This window comes from Gammaproteobacteria bacterium (assembly GCA_013001575.1).
Taxonomy (GTDB): Bacteria; Pseudomonadota; Gammaproteobacteria; order Steroidobacterales; family JABDMI01; genus JABDMI01.
In genome coordinates this window covers 1-16,731 of sequence record JABDMI010000086.1, presented here as the reverse complement: position 1 = coordinate 16,731, position 16,731 = coordinate 1, and the positions used below count along the sequence as shown (strand labels likewise).

At 47.6% G+C, this 16,731-nt stretch carries 17 protein-coding genes; 2 read left to right on the top strand and 15 right to left on the bottom strand.

Going from position 1 to position 16,731, the window contains the following annotated elements; all coding sequences use genetic code 11:
- Positions 1-232 (bottom strand): gamma carbonic anhydrase family protein (locus tag HKN88_07325; GenBank protein NNC97869.1); only part of this gene is annotated, 232 nt, incomplete at its 3' end.
- Positions 233-350: 118 nt separating this feature from the next.
- On the opposite strand from HKN88_07325, the gene xth reads away from it, so the two are divergent.
- Together xth and HKN88_07315 are read left to right on the top strand one after the other, a co-directional pair.
- The gene (gene xth / locus HKN88_07320; protein ID NNC97868.1) at positions 351-1,118 is read left to right on the top strand and encodes an exodeoxyribonuclease III; all 768 of its coding nucleotides are present in this window, start codon (positions 351-353) and stop codon (positions 1,116-1,118) included.
- Positions 1,119-1,122: 4 nt separating this feature from the next.
- Positions 1,123-1,950, top strand: a complete 828-nt coding sequence (locus HKN88_07315) for an SDR family oxidoreductase (protein NNC97867.1) — start codon at positions 1,123-1,125, stop codon at positions 1,948-1,950.
- A gap of 1 nt (position 1,951) precedes the next feature.
- Here HKN88_07315 and HKN88_07310 read toward each other — a convergent pair whose 3' ends face one another.
- From HKN88_07310 to HKN88_07245, 14 genes are all read right to left on the bottom strand, one after another.
- Positions 1,952-3,415 (bottom strand): NAD(P)/FAD-dependent oxidoreductase, encoded by a 1,464-nt coding sequence (locus HKN88_07310; protein ID NNC97866.1) that lies wholly within the window; start codon positions 3,413-3,415, stop codon positions 1,952-1,954.
- Between the two features lie 119 nt (positions 3,416-3,534).
- Positions 3,535-5,370: a glutamine--fructose-6-phosphate transaminase (isomerizing) gene (gene glmS / locus HKN88_07305; protein ID NNC97865.1), complete on the bottom strand. Its 1,836-nt coding sequence runs from the start codon at positions 5,368-5,370 to the stop codon at positions 3,535-3,537.
- A 147-nt stretch (positions 5,371-5,517) separates the two neighbouring features.
- Positions 5,518-6,843, bottom strand: a complete 1,326-nt coding sequence (gene glmU / locus HKN88_07300; protein ID NNC97864.1) for a bifunctional UDP-N-acetylglucosamine diphosphorylase/glucosamine-1-phosphate N-acetyltransferase GlmU — start codon at positions 6,841-6,843, stop codon at positions 5,518-5,520.
- A 195-nt stretch (positions 6,844-7,038) separates the two neighbouring features.
- Positions 7,039-8,301 (bottom strand): kynureninase, encoded by a 1,263-nt coding sequence (gene kynU, locus HKN88_07295; protein ID NNC97863.1) that lies wholly within the window; start codon positions 8,299-8,301, stop codon positions 7,039-7,041.
- Positions 8,270-8,878 (bottom strand): hypothetical protein, encoded by a 609-nt coding sequence (locus HKN88_07290; protein NNC97862.1) that lies wholly within the window; start codon positions 8,876-8,878, stop codon positions 8,270-8,272. The genes kynU and HKN88_07290 overlap by 32 nt, the downstream gene beginning before the upstream one ends.
- A 130-nt stretch (positions 8,879-9,008) precedes the next feature.
- Complete coding sequence (locus HKN88_07285; GenBank protein NNC97861.1) at positions 9,009-9,431, bottom strand: F0F1 ATP synthase subunit epsilon; 423 nt, start codon at positions 9,429-9,431, stop codon at positions 9,009-9,011.
- A gap of 41 nt (positions 9,432-9,472) precedes the next feature.
- Positions 9,473-10,873: a F0F1 ATP synthase subunit beta gene (atpD, locus tag HKN88_07280; protein NNC97860.1), complete on the bottom strand. Its 1,401-nt coding sequence runs from the start codon at positions 10,871-10,873 to the stop codon at positions 9,473-9,475.
- A gap of 88 nt (positions 10,874-10,961) precedes the next feature.
- The gene (gene atpG, locus HKN88_07275; GenBank protein NNC97859.1) at positions 10,962-11,825 is read right to left on the bottom strand and encodes a F0F1 ATP synthase subunit gamma; all 864 of its coding nucleotides are present in this window, start codon (positions 11,823-11,825) and stop codon (positions 10,962-10,964) included.
- Positions 11,826-11,898: 73 nt separating this feature from the next.
- The gene (locus HKN88_07270) at positions 11,899-13,443 is read right to left on the bottom strand and encodes a F0F1 ATP synthase subunit alpha (protein ID NNC97858.1); all 1,545 of its coding nucleotides are present in this window, start codon (positions 13,441-13,443) and stop codon (positions 11,899-11,901) included.
- 89 nt (positions 13,444-13,532) lie between these two features.
- A complete protein-coding gene (locus HKN88_07265; protein ID NNC97857.1) occupies positions 13,533-14,069 on the bottom strand; it encodes a F0F1 ATP synthase subunit delta in 537 nt (178 codons plus the stop codon).
- A 1-nt stretch (position 14,070) separates the two neighbouring features.
- Positions 14,071-14,541: a F0F1 ATP synthase subunit B gene (locus tag HKN88_07260; protein NNC97856.1), complete on the bottom strand. Its 471-nt coding sequence runs from the start codon at positions 14,539-14,541 to the stop codon at positions 14,071-14,073.
- 49 nt (positions 14,542-14,590) lie between these two features.
- The gene (atpE, locus tag HKN88_07255; GenBank protein NNC97855.1) at positions 14,591-14,863 is read right to left on the bottom strand and encodes a F0F1 ATP synthase subunit C; all 273 of its coding nucleotides are present in this window, start codon (positions 14,861-14,863) and stop codon (positions 14,591-14,593) included.
- A 75-nt stretch (positions 14,864-14,938) separates the two neighbouring features.
- Entirely contained in the window at positions 14,939-16,015 is a 1,077-nt protein-coding gene (gene atpB, locus HKN88_07250; protein NNC97854.1) for a F0F1 ATP synthase subunit A, read from the bottom strand.
- Between the two features lie 72 nt (positions 16,016-16,087).
- Entirely contained in the window at positions 16,088-16,495 is a 408-nt protein-coding gene (locus HKN88_07245; GenBank protein ID NNC97853.1) for a hypothetical protein, read from the bottom strand.
- Positions 16,496-16,731: the final 236 nt, after the last annotated feature.

Sequence of the window (16,731 nt, the reverse complement as noted above, 5' to 3'; positions counted from 1 at the left end):
CTTCTCCATCCGAATACGGCCCATCGTGGGTCACGTGCAAAACGGCGGCATCTTGGATATTGCTGCCAGCCCCGATCGAAATGGTACTGACATCGCCGCGCACCACGGCCATTGGCCAGATGGAAACATCGTCAGCCAATGTCACCTTGCCAATCACGCAGGCCTGCGGGTCAACGTAAACATTTTGACCCAGGGTCGGGTGCGTGTTTTTGAATGGGCGGATATTATTCATGGCTTATTCTAAATTATCTCTGCCTTCTCGTCATTCCACAACTTTAGTCGGTGACGGATATTATTTAAATAGACAAATAGCGGCTATAATTCATGTTTAAATTTTCAATTGAATAAGCATGCAAATTGCCACCTGGAATGTCAATTCCCTCAAAGTACGCTTGAATCATCTCCTTGACTGGTTAGAGGCTAATCCGGTTGATGTGATCGGCTTACAAGAAACCAAAAGCACCGATGACAAGTTCCCCGTCGCCGAAATTGAAGCGGCCGGGTATCAAGTTGCCTTTGCCGGCCAAAAAACCTATAACGGTGTGGCGGTTCTAAGCAAACACAGCATCACTGAGGTGGTCACCGATTTTGAGAGCATTGATGACCCGATGCGACGAGTATTGGGTTGCACGATCAATGGTCTGCGCATTTACAACTTGTACTTTCCCAATGGACAGGCTCTGGACTCGGATAAATTCCATTACAAAATGAATTGGCTGGAAGCTTTGCATGCACAACTGGAATCAGAGTCTACAAATTACGAGAAACGCATCGTTATGGGCGACTTTAATATTGCGCCTGATGAAGAGGATGTGCACGCCCCAGAAGAATGGGCAGGAAAAATTCACTGCAGCTCAGTCGAACGTACGCACATTGCACGTCTAAAAGAAAAAGGCTTTGTGGATTGTTTTAGACAATTTGAACAAGAACCCAATATTTTCAGCTGGTGGGATTATCGTGCCGGGAGCTTTCGCAAAAATAATGGTCTGCGTATTGACCTGATCATGGCGTCTGAGGAACTGGCGAAAAATTGCCAGAAATGCTGGATTGATAAAGCGCCACGCAAGTTGGAAAAGCCGTCGGACCACACTCCGGTAGTGGCTGAGTTTAAGGTTTAGAATTATGAAAAATTTCAATAACAAGACCGTCGTGATCACTGGGGCGGCGTCAGGCATGGGTGCAGCCTATGCGGATGAGTTCGCTAAACTCGGTGCAAAATTGGCACTCTGTGATGTTAATCAAACTGACTTGAAAATTGTTGCTGACCGCGCGTCGGATGTACTCGGTAACGCAAATGTGTATTCAGAGATCGTTGATGTATCCGACCGGGAGACAGTGTTCCGTTTTGCCGAAAATGTCAAAGATCGCCTGGGCAATGCACACGTCATTATCAACAACGCCGGTATTGCCGAGTCCAGTGTCCCTATCTACGAAATGCCGATCGAGCAGATTGAAAAAGTCACCAGGGTAAATTATTTCGGCGTGGTGTATGGCACCAAGGCATTTCTGCCTCAATTGGTCGAGAACAATGAAGGTGCGGTAGTGAATATTTCCAGTATTTTCGGACTGGTCGCCCCGCCCAATACCGCCGACTACTCGGCAACAAAATTTGCCGTACGCGGTTTTACCGAAGCCTTGAGTGTAGAATTCATGCAAAGCCCGATCACCATCCATTGTGTTCATCCTGGTGGTATTGCGACCAATATCGCCAAAAAAACCGATAGTGAAGAATTTGAAAAATTGTTTTTAACCACGCCGCCACACGATATTGCAAAACATGTGATTAAGAATATTAAGAAAGGCAAGGTGAAAATTGTTTATGGCAATCAGGCAAGCAAGGTTTGGGCAATCTCGAATCTCTTGCCGCAAAAATTAGTGAATTCACTTTTATGGAAATTCATGCAAGATGCGATTGATACCGAATCGTATAGTAAATTCATTAAAAAATAAATCAGGCCGCTTTTTTTAAAAACTCCAATCCTTCGTCATTTATTTTTTTATGATTCAGTGTGACGTAGTCGCGAAAAAAGTTCTGGTATAACTTCCAGGGTAATTTATCTCCCTGTTTCGGAAAGGTATGCTCGGAGCGCTTGATGTACCCGGAGTCCAGATTCAATAATGGCTCTATACCCAGCTCTGGATCTTTGATCGTCGGCATAAAATAGTCATAGCCCTGTTTGTCCATGAATTTGATCACGCGGCTCATAAAATCGCTGACCAGATTCACCTTTAATGTCCAACTGGCGTTGGTGTACCCAGTGAACATAACCGCATTTGGCAAATCACTGAGCATCAAACCCTTGTACATCAACTTAGTGGCGATGTCGTAATCTTGCCCGTCGATCTTGATCTCGGCACCTCCGCCCACCAGCATGTTTAAACCGGTCGCCGTGATGATCATATCGGCCTTCAGTTCTTTCCCTGATTGCAGGCGTATACCATTTTCTGTGAAAGTTTCAATTTGATCAGTGACCACAGTAGCCTTGCCTTCACGCACGACTTTGAAAAAATCACCGTCGGGCGCCATACAAAAACGCTGATCCCAGGGCTTGTAATTGGGAACAAAGTGCGGATCAACCGGAATGGCTCCGTCCAGTTCTTTTTTAGCCCCCTTTATGATGAGTGACTTGAAAAAATTAGGCCATTTTCTGCAGGCATTGAAAAACGCCATGGTGTAACCGATGTTTTTCACCCGAATGAGTTTGTGCGCCAACTTTTTGGGTAGGATCTTTTTCAGAAATTTGGCAATTCCGTCTTCCAGCGGTACCGCCGCCATGTAGGTTGGTGAGCGTTGCAACATGGTGATGTGTTTGGTTTCATCCGCCATGGAGGGAATTAGGGTTACCGCCGTTGCCCCACTGCCAATCACCACAACTTCTTTGTCAGCATAATCCAGATCCTCAGGCCAAAATTGTGGATGAATGATTTGTCCTTTGAAATTTTCGCGGCCTTTAAATTCCGGGGTGTAGCCTTGGTCATAATCGTAATAACCGGTACAAACGAATACGTATTTGGCTGTGTATTCAGTTTTTTCATCCGTTATAGGATTCAGGACGGATAAATTCCATAATGCGCTAGCGGTATCAAAATTTGCTGACTTAAGTTTTTGACTGTATTGGATCTTGTCAAGCACATCGTTCTCTTCAGCCGCTTCGGTGATGTAACGCTTAATGGATTCGGCATCAGCAAATGAACGCGTATCGTCCCAGGTTTTAAAGGCATAGCCGAAAGTGTACATGTCGGAATCGGAGCGAATTCCCGGGTATTTAAACAGACTCCAGGTACCGCCCAACTCTTCCCGAGCTTCAAGAATTTTTACTGATTTATCGGGATTGTTTATCGCCAGATGGCAGGCGGCCCCGATTCCGGAAACGCCTGCGCCTATGATGATTATGTCGGAATGGTTTGAATTCATGCAATAATTTTACTGGATTACAATACGTGTCGGTGACAGTTATGCGATAGTGTAAGTGGCTTCCGAAACTATATAAACCTTGATTTTAATCGTAACAGGATCATGTCTAGAATTTAGAATCACTCAACCGTTACCGACTTGGCCAGATTTCTCGGTTGATCCACATCGGTGCCTTTAAGTACCGCAACGTGGTAGGAAAGCAATTGTAAGGGTATGGTGTAAACGATCGGGGCCTGCAGATCATCCACGTCATCGGGTAAATGAATCACATGCACGCCATCTTCCGACTGGATCTCGGCTTTTTTATCAGTGAACACATACAACTCACCGCCACGGGCGCGCACTTCTTGCAAATTGGCTTTTACTTTTTCGAGTAATTTGTTATTTGACGCAACCGTGATGACCGGCATGTCGTCATCGACCAACGCCAGCGGGCCGTGTTTCAATTCTCCGGCCGGATACGCTTCGGCATGGATGTAGGAAATTTCTTTAAGTTTTAACGCCCCTTCCATGGCCACTGGATACATTGCACCACGACCAAGGAATAAAGCGTGATGTTTATCCGCAAAGCGCTCGGATAATGCCTTGATAGGGCCATCCAGTTCCATGGCGTGTTCGATCAGGCGCGGCAAAGCCATTAGCGAGTGCACATGTTTGGCTTCCTGTTCTTCGCTCATGCCCTGCACTTTGGCCAGGCACAGCGTGAGCAAACTCAAACCCGCTAACTGCGTAGTAAACGCCTTGGTAGATGCCACCCCAATCTCGGGACCGGCACGTGTCATCAAGACCAGGTCAGACTCGCGCACCAAAGCGCTTTCCGGAACATTACAAATTCCCAAAGACGCCAGGTAACCCATTTGTTTGGCCATTTTCAGGGCTTCCATGGTGTCCAGGGTTTCGCCCGACTGGGAAATGGTGACGAATAAGGTATTGGGTGTTACGACTGGCTTGCGATAACGAAACTCGCTGGCGATCTCGACCGAACAGGGAATCTTGGCAATGGATTCGATCAGATATTGCGCCACCAATCCGGCATGAAAACTGGTCCCACAGGCCACGATCTTGACCTGTTGGGTCTGTTTAAAAATACCTTCCGCCTCATGCCCAAAAATATTTGCAAACACCCTGCCGTTATGAATTCGTTCTTCCAAAGTGTTGGTGACCGAGAAGGGTTGTTCATGGATCTCCTTAAGCATGAAGTGTCGATACGCGCCCTTGTCCATGGAATCGGCGGTCAGTTCGCTTTCACGGGTTGGGCGTTCGGCGGTGTTGCCATTTTTATCAAAAATCTTGACCTGAGTACGTGTGATGACTGCAATATCACCTTCTTCGAGAAATTTAAAACTACGCGTAACTGGTAATAATGCGGCAACATCGGAAGCGACAAAATTCTCACCAATGCCCAAACCGATCACCACCGGGCATCCGGCGCGCGCAACCACCAATTGTTCAGGGTCTTCCGGGCTGGTTACCACCAGTGCGTATGCCCCGATGAGTTCGTTCACCGTAGCGCGTACCGCGCGAAACAAATCTTTTTCTTTTAACAGGTATTCATGCACACGATGTGCAACCACTTCGGTATCGGTCTCGGAATGAAATTTCACGCCTTGCTGTTGCAAATCATGTTTGATGTGTTCATAATTTTCGATGATACCGTTATGCACCAGACCCACATTTGTTTCGGAAAAATGGGGATGCGCGTTTCGCACACTCGGAACTCCATGGGTGGCCCAGCGAGTGTGGGCAATGCCAATGTGTCCTAACAATGGTTCGGTATCCAATATATCCTGCAAAGCCTGTACCTTGCCTTTGGCACGCTGACGTTCAAGTTTATTATCCAGATTCAGTACCGCAACCCCGGCAGAGTCGTAGCCACGATATTCCAGGCGTCTCAGTCCTTCCATTAATATCGGTACTACATTGCGTTCAGCAATTGCTCCAACAATTCCACACATATATTTTTCCTAATGCTTACTGGTTTATTCTGAATTCAAAATTCTAGATGCTTATCGAGTTTTACCAATCTATGCTATGGCGATTTTGTGTTGTGATCATTCGAATGAGATCGCTCAGTCACTAAAATCGGCTTTTCACAATAACATTCAGATCTTGTCTTTTTTTTCCGGGCGCTTCCAGCCTGGTACGGTTTTTTGTTTGACCCGGGCAATGGTCAGTTCTTCGGCCGGGGTATCTTTGGTGATCACTGAACCGGCGGCAATGGTTGAAGCCTTGCCGATTTCTACCGGGGCTACCAGCATGGTGCCAGAACCAATAAATGAATCCTCTTTAATCACGGTTTTATGTTTGTTGACTCCGTCATAATTGCAGGTAACGGTGCCTGCGCCCACGTTTACATTGGCCCCGATCTGGGCATCGCCGATGTAGGTGAGGTGATTAACTTTAGCGCCTTTGGCCAGAACACTTTTTTTAACTTCTACAAAATTCCCCACCCGCACATCACTACCCAAAAACGCCTCCGGTCGCAAGCGTGCAAATGGACCAACAGTAGCGCGCGGACCCACGTGGGCATACTCCAGAATGGAATTGGCTTTAATGATCGCGTCTTGTTCGACTTGCGATTCGATAATCACACAATTCGGACCGATCACTACATTGTCGTCGAGTTTTATATTGCCTTTGAGTACCACATTGATATCGATGAAAACGTCCTTGCCCACAGTCACATTGCCACGCACATCCACCCGGCTAGGATCGGCTAGGGTGGCGCCTTGATGTAGTAGCTCTTCCGCACGGCGTTGTCGATAGGCGGCTTCTACCTGCGACAACTGCAGTTTGTCGTTCACGCCGGCTACTTCGGTTTCGGTTTCGGCGCTAACCGCTGCCACTTGAGTGCCTTGTTGATTGGCGAGTTCAACTACGTCGGTTAAATAATATTCGCCTTGCGCATTGTTGTTCTTGAGTTTGGCCAGGCACTCGCGCAACAGGCCAGCGCGTCCGGCCAATATGCCGCTGTTGATCTCTTTTATGGCCAGTTCTTGAGAGTTGGCATCTTTGTGTTCAACGATTCTTTCGGCAAAAGCATTTGCATCGCGAACAATTCGTCCATAACCACTGGGATCATTGGCCTCAACTGTCAAAATAGCTAGCCCGCATGTCTCTGCTTGCGAGATCAATCCTTGCAGGGTGGATGCCTTGATCAAGGGAACATCGCCGTACAAGACCACGATCATGTCCTGGTCATTCTCTATATTTGGAATGGCCACCTGAACGGCGTGTCCAGTACCGTTTTGTTCAGTTTGCATCACCCAATTGATTTTGCTGTCGGGAAAAGTGTCTTGCACTTGTTGAGCACCGTGCCCAACGACCACATGAATTTCAGCACCCAAGCTTTTGGCCACATCCAAAACATGACCCAACAAAGGCTGTCCGGCCAAGGGTTGCAATACTTTAGGAAGATTTGAATTCATACGCGTGCCTTTGCCGGCCGCGAGAATAATAGAATGTAGAGTTGATCCAGACAAAATTTTGTCCTGAATTTATTGTAAGTGCGCAATTATAGCTTGTTTGATACGTTTACCGAAGCCACAAAAGCGCTATTTTTGTGTGGATTGTGTGAAGAAACCCCAATAAAATTAATAACTTGGGAAAATTTCGGGAAACCCTCAAAGTGCCATCACTGCTTGCTGCAAAAACTCGACAAATCCATCCACGTCTTCTCGTGTGTTGTACAAAGGCACCGGGGCCACACGTATGCCGTTTGGCTCACGCCAGTCCAGGCTCACGCCTTGCTCGATCAGGTAGTCAAAAACTTTTTTGCCGTCACGCGCACCGGTTTTTAACGCTAAGGATAATTGACAGCCCTGGGAGTGCTGGGGAGTAATGATGTCGACAATTTCGGCGCATTCTTTTTCGAGGCGGTGTCGCAGATGACCGGTTAATATATTCGATTTAGCGGATAAGGACTCTATGCCTCCGGCTTCAGCAAACACATCGAGTGATGCCCGAATTGCAGCCAGTGACAAAATAGTCGGATTGGAACATTGCCAGGCTTGTACCGATGGAATCGGCTTGAATTCAGGCTTCATCAAAAAACGTGTGGACTCATCATGACCCCACCAACCCGTGAAACGATGCAAGTCTTTATTTCGATGATGACGTTCATGCACATAGGCGCCGGCCACCGAACCCGGTCCAGAATTTAAATATTTGTAACTACACCAGGCGGCAAAATCCACGTCCCAATCGTGCAAGTGCATTGGAATATTTCCGGCCGCGTGTGCCAGATCGAATCCGACTTTTGCCCCCGCTGCATGTCCGGCCGTGGTGATGCTTTGCATATCGAAAATCTGACCGGTGTAATACTGCACTCCAGGCAACATTACCAGGGCCAGTTCATCGGCATGTTGTTCTATCAGATCAAGGATATCTTCAGTACGTAGAATGTCTTCTCCCTCACGCGGTGTCGCGATCAGCATTGCTTCTTTGGGATCAAAGCCTAAATAATCAGCATGAAAACGTAACTGGGCATCCACCGCAATATGGTCTGACGGGAAGGCGTGGTCTTCCACCAGAATTTTGTAACGGGTTTTTGTGGGACGATAAAAACTCACCATCAACAAATGCAGATTGACCGTTAGGGTGTTCATCGGAACCACTTCCGATTCCTTCGCACCAACCAGATCCGCAAACCCCGTTAACAGAAACTTGTGATACGGCAACCACGGGTAGTCGCCTTGATGATGGCCTTTTACGCCCAAACGCCGCCAGTCGTCTAACAGCTCGTCAATGTAGCCTTGGGTGCGTTTTGGCTGCAGACCAAGCGAATTGCCACACAGGTAGATCTCGTCATCGCCATTGGCCTGCTTGGGGATATGGAATTGGTCGCGCATGCTGTTATTCTTCCGTAGCGTATTCTTTTTCGGCATAAGGATTGGCCTGGATCGAGCTTAAGGTGCCTGGACTGAAGTCACCACTTTGTTCAACAAAGTTTTGCAGCCTCTGAAAACTCGCCGGAATGAATTTCTTTGGAACCCAGGCTGAGTTTTCCACAATTTTTTTCAGTGTCGCCAGTTGTTGTAAGCCCGCCAGGTGCGTATCGGCCATCATGCGGTCGTGTAATTCACCATCAATGGACCGGCCATCGGGCAACTCGTCACACACTTCCGCACCGAGTTTCTCAAATAAAGCCTGCAACTCGGGTGTTTGTTCGCAGCGATGGGTTAATACCGCAACGCGATTCTCAATCGGACTGCGTGGCCCGAACAAAGGGTGAATTCCGGTGACCTGGTCGGAGAATTGCAGACATATATTGTTGCTATCACGTTGTACCGAGCACACATTGATCAAATGCTTGCCCAGATACTGTGCCGCAACCTCCTCATAGGCTTCGATAGGCACGGCCAGCACAACATTGTCTGCCGCAGGACTAAATTCAACAAAGGGTGAGAAAATTTCACGCAGAAAATTTCCAAAAACCCCATCGCCAATAATATGTAATTTCATAAACTCAATTGTAACTCATATAGGACGAATGGCATTTCTTGTAAGACTTTAGAATTGATCATTTTCTCGTAGATACAAAAAAACCCGACACAGAGGCCGGGTTTTTTAAGTTTTCGAAACCATTGAAAAATTAGCGCTTTGCTTGCCTGCGTAATTTTTCCAAGGTTTTCAATTGAGCCATCGCCATCGCCAGCTCGGTTTGGGCATGCGCCAGATCAGCTGCACCATCATGGTCCGCCATGGCTTCTTCAGCACGTTTTTTAGCTTCCAAAGCAGCGGCTTCATCAATATCGTGTGCGCGTGCTGCCGAGTCGGCCAACACCGTGACCAGATGCGGCTGGATCTCCATCGCACCACCGGAAACATAAAAGAACTGCTCAGGCTCACCTTCCACCTGCACACGAACTTCGCCCGCTTTGAGATTGGTCAGCAATGGAGCGTGTTGCGGAGCGATACCAATCTCACCCATTTGGGCCGGCGCAAATACTCGTGTAGCTTCACCCGAGAAAATCTCGCCTTCGGCTGACACGATGTCTACATGTATGGTTTTCATATTATTTCCTTTTAATGAATCGAAAGATCAAGCCCGTGAGCTTAAGCCAGTGTTTTGGCTTTCTCGATTGCCTCATCAATAGAACCGATCATATAAAACGCTTGCTCGGGCAAATGGTCGAACTCACCACTTAGAATAGCTTTAAAGCCGCGGATTGTTTCTTTCAAAGGAACGATCACGCCGTCTTGGCCGGTAAATACTTTTGCGACGTTAAATGGCTGTGACAGATAACGTTGAATTTTACGCGCACGGGTTACCGCTTGCTTATCTTCTTCGGACAATTCGTCCATACCCAAAATTGCGATAATATCTTGCAGTTCTTTATAGCGTTGCAAAATACCCTGTACGGCACGCGCCGTATCGTAATGATCCTGTCCAACAACCAAGGGATCAAGCTGACGTGAGGTTGAATCCAAAGGGTCAACCGCAGGATAAATTCCCAGCTCGGCAATGTTACGTGACAGTACAACGGTTGAATCGAGGTGAGCAAAGGTGGTTGCAGGCGATGGATCCGTCAAGTCATCCGCAGGTACGTAAACGGCTTGAATCGAGGTGATCGAACCTTTTTTGGTAGAGGTAATACGCTCTTGCAGAACACCCATTTCTTCCGCCAGGGTGGGCTGATAACCTACCGCAGAAGGCATACGACCCAATAGCGCCGATACTTCAGTTCCCGCCAGGGTGTAACGATAAATGTTATCTACAAACAAAAGTACGTCACGGCCTTCATCACGGAAATATTCCGCCATGGTCAAACCGGTTAGCGCAACACGCAAACGGTTACCCGGAGGCTCGTTCATCTGACCGTAAACCATGGCTACTTTTGATTTCGACAAGTCATCGGCATCAATTACGCCGGCTTCCTGCATTTCGTAGTAGAAGTCATTACCTTCACGAGTACGCTCACCCACTCCGGCAAACACTGACAAACCACTGTGTGCGGTCGCGATGTTGTTGATCAATTCCATCATGTTCACGGTTTTACCAACACCGGCACCACCGAACAATCCGACTTTACCGCCTTTGGCGAACGGGCAAAGCAGGTCGATCACTTTAATCCCGGTTTCAAGCAACTCATTGCCACCCGCCTGCTCTTCATACGAAGGCGGTGCGCGGTGAATCTCCCATTGCTCTTCAGCGTCAACTGTACCTTGTTCGTCTTGCGGCTTGCCCAAAACGTCCATGATGCGGCCCAGAGTGGCTTGACCAACCGGCACAGAGATCTTCTTGCCGGTATTACTCACGTCCATACCGCGTTTCAAACCTTCTGAAGCACCCATGGCAATGGTACGCACGATGCCGTCACCCAATTGCTGTTGCACTTCCAGGGTCAGGTCAGCTTCGGCGATAGTCAATGCGTCATAAACTTTGGGAATTGCATCGCGTGGAAATTCCACGTCTACAACCGCGCCAATAATTTGAATGGTTTTACCTGTACTCATGATAAGTCCTCAGTTTCCACGTTGCTGAAATTGTTTCAGCGTTGGTTTAAATATAAATAATAAATTCTGTTGTATGTTTCTAATCGATCTAGCTAACCGCGGCTGCACCGCCAACGATCTCGGAAATTTCCTGTGTGATCGCAGCTTGACGCGCTTTGTTATAGATCGTTTGTAAGTTATCGATGATGTCACCGGCATTGTCTGTTGCACTTTTCATTGCAACCATTCGGGCCGCATGTTCAGACGCCAGATTGTCCAAAGCACCACGATAAACCTGTGACTCAATATAACGCTGCAACAGGGTTTCCAGCACGGCCTCGGAACTTGGCTCATACAAGTAATCCCACATGGTTTGCAGGTCATCCTTATCCACCGGCTCAACCGGTAACAAGGTTTGTACTTCGGCATTTTGCACCATGGTATTCACAAAAATATTGTGCGCCAGATACAAACGGTCGACCTTGCCTTCGGAATACAGGTCCAGCATGCTTTTGATCGAACCGAACAAATCATTGATGTGCGGGGTGTCGCCTAGATGCGTAACCGTAGATACGATGTTTTTACTGAAACGACGAAAAAAGTTCAGCCCCTTGGAACCGATCAGACTCAGATCAACTTCAATACCCTGATCCTGAAATTCTTGCATGTCTTTTAACACGCGCTTGAACAGGTTGGTATTCAAACCACCGCATAAACCACGGTCGGTTGAGATAATAATGTAACCAACCCGTTTGGTTTCGCGCTCGACCAGGAACGGATGACGATAATCCGGATTGACCTGGGTCAAGTGACCGATCACGGTGCGGATCTTGGCAGCGTATGGACGCGAAGCTTGCATAAGATTCTGTGCTTTACGAATCTTACTGGCCGAGACCATTTCCATGGCCTTGGTGATCTTCTGCATGTTTTTAACGCTTTTGATCTTGGTGCGAATTTCTTTGGCGCCTGCCATTCACATTCCCCTAATTAAAAGTCGATACTGTTAGTTCTTGACGTCGTGTACGTCGATCGCAAACAAGCGATGATCAATACACACCCTTGGCTTTGAAGTCGATGATGGCTTCTTTGATCTTGCCAGCAATCTCATCATTGTAATCGCCACTGGCGTTGATGCTTGCAAGCAAGTCAGCAAAATTGTCACGAACATAGATATGCATGGCCGCTTCAAAATCAACGATCTTTTTCACTTCAACGTCATCAAGGAAACCTTCGTTCGCAGCGAATAACGAGACCGCCATTTCAGCAACTGACAAAGGTGAATATTGTTTTTGTTTCATCAACTCGGTAACCCGGGTACCGCGTTCCAGTTGTTTACGGGTTGCTTCATCCAGATCAGAAGCGAACTGGGCAAATGCCGCCAGTTCACGATACTGGGCCAGTGCTAAACGCACACCGCCACCGAGTTTTTTAATGATCTTGGTTTGTGCAGCACCACCAACCCGCGATACCGATAGACCCGCGTTGATCGCAGGACGAATACCCGCGTTGAACAGATCGGTCTCAAGGAAGATCTGGCCGTCGGTGATGGAGATTACGTTTGTTGGTACGAATGCCGAGACGTCACCCGCCTGAGTCTCAATGATCGGGAAAGCCGTAAGGGAACCGGTTTTTCCTTTGACTTTACCGTTGGTGAACTTCTCGACATACTCTTCGTTAACCCGAGCCGAACGCTCAAGTAAACGTGAATGCAAATAGAACACATCGCCCGGATAAGCTTCACGACCCGGAGGACGGCGCAACAACAAAGATACCTGACGATAGGCCCAGGCTTGTTTGGTGAGATCGTCATAAATGATCAGGGCGTCTTCACCATTATCACGGAAGTATTCACCCATTGAGCAGCCCGAGTAAGGCGCAACATACTGCATCGCTGCAGAATCGGCCGCACTCGCAGCAACAATAATTGTGTGATCCAGTGCGCCATGCTCTTCGAGCTTACGCACTACGTTGGCGATGGAAGAGTTTTTCTGACCAATGGCCACATAAATACATTTGACCCCTGTGCCTTTCTGGTTGATGATGGCATCAATGGCCACTGCGGTTTTACCAGTTTGTCTATCGCCAATAATCAGTTCACGCTGGCCACGACCAACCGGTACCATGGCGTCGATCGCTTTAAGACCGGTTTGCACAGGTTGACTAACTGATTTACGGGTAATTACACCCGGCGCCACTTTTTCAATAGGCGCTGTTTCTGTGGTGCCCAATGGACCTTTACCATCAATGGGTTGGCCCAAAGCATTGACCACACGACCCAAAAGTCCTTCGCCGACCGGCACTTCCAGAATACGCCCGGTGGTTTTGACACTGTTGCCTTCTGAAATGTGTTTGTAGTCACCCAGGACTACTGCACCAACCGAGTCTTGCTCGAGGTTCAATGCCATGCCGAAAGTGTTGTTTGGAAACTCGAGCATTTCACCGTAAGCGGCGTCGCTTAATCCGTGAATGCGCACAATACCGTCAGATACGCTCACTACCGTACCTTCGTTTCGTGCTTCAGAAGTTAAGTCAAATTGCTCGACCCGTTGCTTGATCAGTTCGCTGATTTCAGATGGGTTTAAAGTTTGCATAGTTATTTCCCGTGGTGTTCCCTATTTCAGAAACAGGCTCGAAATTAAATTCTTGTGTTAGTAAATTAGTTAGATATCCCGTCAGGTACTCAAGACATCAAAGTGGTTGTCAATTTTTGCAAGCGTCCGTGCACACTGCCATCGATGACTTCATCACCGGCATTGATAATGGCGCCACCAACCAGGCCAGGATCGAGCTGAATATCCAGCTCGACTTCTTTCTGATAGCGATTTTTTAAAGCGTTCAGCATGCGTGACACTTGCTCATCGGCAATCTCGGCAGCAGACGTTACCACCACCTTGATGCGTGATTCCGCTTCACGACGTTGTGCTTCAAACTGATCGGCAATAGCCGGCAAGGTATTGAGGCGACGATTTTCATTCAGAACTTTCAAAAACTTGAGAAAGTCTTGTGAAAAAGCATCTTTGCCCAAAGCATTGAACAGCTCGACCAGATCGGTTGCACCAGCCTGTGGATGTGCCAATAACTTCTGCATATCTGGGGCATTGGCAATATCAGCGGCCAGCGATAACATGCTGGACCACTCACCCAGTTGAGCTGATTTTTGGGCCAGATCAAACGCGGCTTTTGCATAAGGTCTGGCAACGGTTGCTTGTTCGCTCATCTTAAATCTCTTTGATCAGCTGTTCGATCAGGTCACTATGGCGATCAGCATCGATCTCTTTACCGATGACTTTGCCCGCGCCCTGCACCACCAGTCCGGCAACTTGGCCGCGTAAAGATTCACGCGCCTGACTTGCACTTAACTGGATCTCGGCTTCGGCTGCAGATACCTGGCGTTGACGCTCAGCGGTAGCTTCCGCTTTGGTCTCTTCCATGATCTGGGTAGCCCGCTTTTCAGCCTGCTCACGCACACCACTGGCTTGCTCACGTGCATTTTGCACAATGCTTCCGGCTTCTTGCTGTGCTTCAGCCAAAGCTTTTTCGGCTTCATCACCAGCCGCCAGACCATCAGCAATTTTTTTGCTGCGGGTATCCAGCGCATCCAGAATCGGAGGCCAGATAAACTTCATGCAAAACCACACGAAGACCAGCATTGCAATCGATTGACCGATCAAGGTTAAATTGATATTCACTTGACGATTTCCTCTTTAAATATTGGAAATGTTAACGACGGTTGATAACTTACGCTGCGCCTGCAGCTTGGGCTAATTGACCAATGAATGGATTCGCGAAAATAAAGTACAAAGCGATACCAACACCGATCATAGCGACCGCATCAAGCAGGCCAATCGCAAGGAAAAATTTACCTTGTAACATCGGGGCCAATTCAGGCTGACGCGCGCTGCTTTCCAGCAGACGACCACCAAGAATACCAACACCAATACCAACGCCCAAGGCGCCAAGACCGATCATGAGAGCTGCTGATAATGCAGTCATAGCAATTACTGTTTCCATCTTATTACTCCAAATAGTGAGTGTTTAAATTAAAAAAATTACCAAATACAAATTACAAAAATTGTTCGTTACCGCTTAATGGTGCTCGTGCGCCATAGCCAGGTACACGATAGTCAACATCATGAAAATAAAGGCTTGCAGGGTAATCACCAGAATATGGAATACCGCCCAACCGAAGTGCAACATCAAGCCGCCGGCGTAAGCCAGTCCACCCATCAGCAATACTTCAGCCAATACCAGCCAGATCGCACGTTTATCGGAAAGATTTCCTTTTACGTTTAACCATAACGTTAATACAACCGCGCCTGCGGCAACCACCCAGTACACCGGTGGCACATGACCACCGAATAATGACTGCAGACCAGAACCCAAGAGTCCCGAGCCTGCCGAGAAGATCAAGGCGATCAATATGAAGATCAGCTCACCGGCGTAGAGGTTTCCGAATAAACGCAAGCCCAATGAAACCGGTTTCGCAAACAGTGCGACCAATTCCAATGCCAGGTTGATAGGGATAAAAATAATTTTTGCAATTGGATTAGGCGCGTTAAATGGCTGACTGGTCAGCTCATGCAAAAAGCCGCCCACGCCCTTGATCTTGATGCTGTAAAAAATGATGAGTACGAATACCGCCAGGGCCATGCCCATGGTGGCATTCACGTCGGTGGTCGGAACCACTTTTTGATATACGTGATGTGGGTCAGCGCCAAATGCGTGTTCACCGATCCAGGCGGTTGCACCCGGAATCCAGTCAACCGGTACCAGATCCATGAGGTTCATGAAAAAGATCCACACAAACAAGGTCAGTGCCAACGGTGCTATGACCTTGCTTTTGGCATTGAATGATTCCTTGACGCTGTTATCCACGAATTCAACGATCATTTCGATGATATTCTGGAAACGACTGGGCACATCGGAGTTGGCTTTTTTAGCGACATTGCGAAACAGTGCGATGAATACGAATCCCAACAGGAAAGACCAGAACATGGTGTCGAGATTGATGGCCCAAAAACCCATATCGGCCGCTTCTTGTGGAGAATGCGCAAGTCCCCAGGTACCATCGGGATGCTTGCCGTAGGTCATATTCTGCAGGTGATGCTTAATGTAATCGCCTGAAGTGGTCGCCTGTTCTACTGCGTGTGCCTTTTCGCTCATAACAACGGTACTTATATATGTGAGTTATTGTGTTAAACAGTCGAGCAGAATAAGTCTTGTTTGCCGCATTAACTATGTGGTGTGTCTGATCACAAAAATCAAGCTCATGTGACCACTAAAATACACAACAACCATGCTGGCAAAAAAAGCCAAACCGCTCAAAGGTTTTACCCAAACAAAAACCACAGCACAACATACTGCGGTTAATATTAATTTTCCTATTTCTGCAATTGCAATGGCGCGTAAAAATTTACCGCTATCGCTTTTCCCCAATAATGGTTGCATGCGTGCCGCAAAGTAGAGATAAGGAATTATCACTACCATTCCACCTAATAAAGCGGATTTGGCACTCACAACATCCAGTGCAAGCCAAAGCGTGACGCTTATTACCAGGGTGAATGCAATCTGGATAACACTCGGCCAATACATCAAAACCCGGTTTCGATCAAAACGCTTTCGATCGGAATTAGGCTCGGACATCTAAGCACCATGGCGGTCACGTAAAAAAACCACTGCTTCTGTTAAGAATAGTGGTGGCGTGCATGCCTGATTATTGAACAAGAGTCCCTTAATCAGCCCCTCATTATAATCAGACGGGCACCTTTATTCAAGGCACTGCAATGCAATAATGGGTTAATCGAGTGAAAAATCTGTAATTATTTTATCCGGCTCAAAATACCATCCAGGGCGTCCAGGCTGCTGTACTGAATAACCAG

Excerpts from the sequence above, each read along its gene's own strand:
- atpD (NNC97860.1), bottom strand. The coding sequence starts at position 10,873 with ATGAGTACAGGTAAAACCATTCAAATTATTGGCGCGGTTGTAGACGTG.
- atpG (NNC97859.1), bottom strand. The coding sequence starts at position 11,825 with ATGGCAGGCGCCAAAGAAATTCGCACCAAGATCAAAAGCGTTAAAAAC.
- HKN88_07310 (NNC97866.1), bottom strand. The coding sequence starts at position 3,415 with ATGAATTCAAACCATTCCGACATAATCATCATAGGCGCAGGCGTTTCC.
- HKN88_07245 (NNC97853.1), bottom strand. The coding sequence starts at position 16,495 with ATGTCCGAGCCTAATTCCGATCGAAAGCGTTTTGATCGAAACCGGGTT.
- atpE (NNC97855.1), bottom strand. The coding sequence starts at position 14,863 with ATGGAAACAGTAATTGCTATGACTGCATTATCAGCAGCTCTCATGATC.
- glmS (NNC97865.1), bottom strand. The coding sequence starts at position 5,370 with ATGTGTGGAATTGTTGGAGCAATTGCTGAACGCAATGTAGTACCGATA.
- HKN88_07270 (NNC97858.1), bottom strand. The coding sequence starts at position 13,443 with ATGCAAACTTTAAACCCATCTGAAATCAGCGAACTGATCAAGCAACGG.
- kynU (NNC97863.1), bottom strand. The coding sequence starts at position 8,301 with ATGCCGAAAAAGAATACGCTACGGAAGAATAACAGCATGCGCGACCAA.
- atpB (NNC97854.1), bottom strand. The coding sequence starts at position 16,015 with ATGAGCGAAAAGGCACACGCAGTAGAACAGGCGACCACTTCAGGCGAT.
- xth (NNC97868.1), top strand. The coding sequence starts at position 351 with ATGCAAATTGCCACCTGGAATGTCAATTCCCTCAAAGTACGCTTGAAT.
- HKN88_07290 (NNC97862.1), bottom strand. The coding sequence starts at position 8,878 with ATGAAATTACATATTATTGGCGATGGGGTTTTTGGAAATTTTCTGCGT.
- HKN88_07265 (NNC97857.1), bottom strand. The coding sequence starts at position 14,069 with ATGAGCGAACAAGCAACCGTTGCCAGACCTTATGCAAAAGCCGCGTTT.
- HKN88_07315 (NNC97867.1), top strand. The coding sequence starts at position 1,123 with ATGAAAAATTTCAATAACAAGACCGTCGTGATCACTGGGGCGGCGTCA.
- HKN88_07285 (NNC97861.1), bottom strand. The coding sequence starts at position 9,431 with ATGAAAACCATACATGTAGACATCGTGTCAGCCGAAGGCGAGATTTTC.
- glmU (NNC97864.1), bottom strand. The coding sequence starts at position 6,843 with ATGAATTCAAATCTTCCTAAAGTATTGCAACCCTTGGCCGGACAGCCT.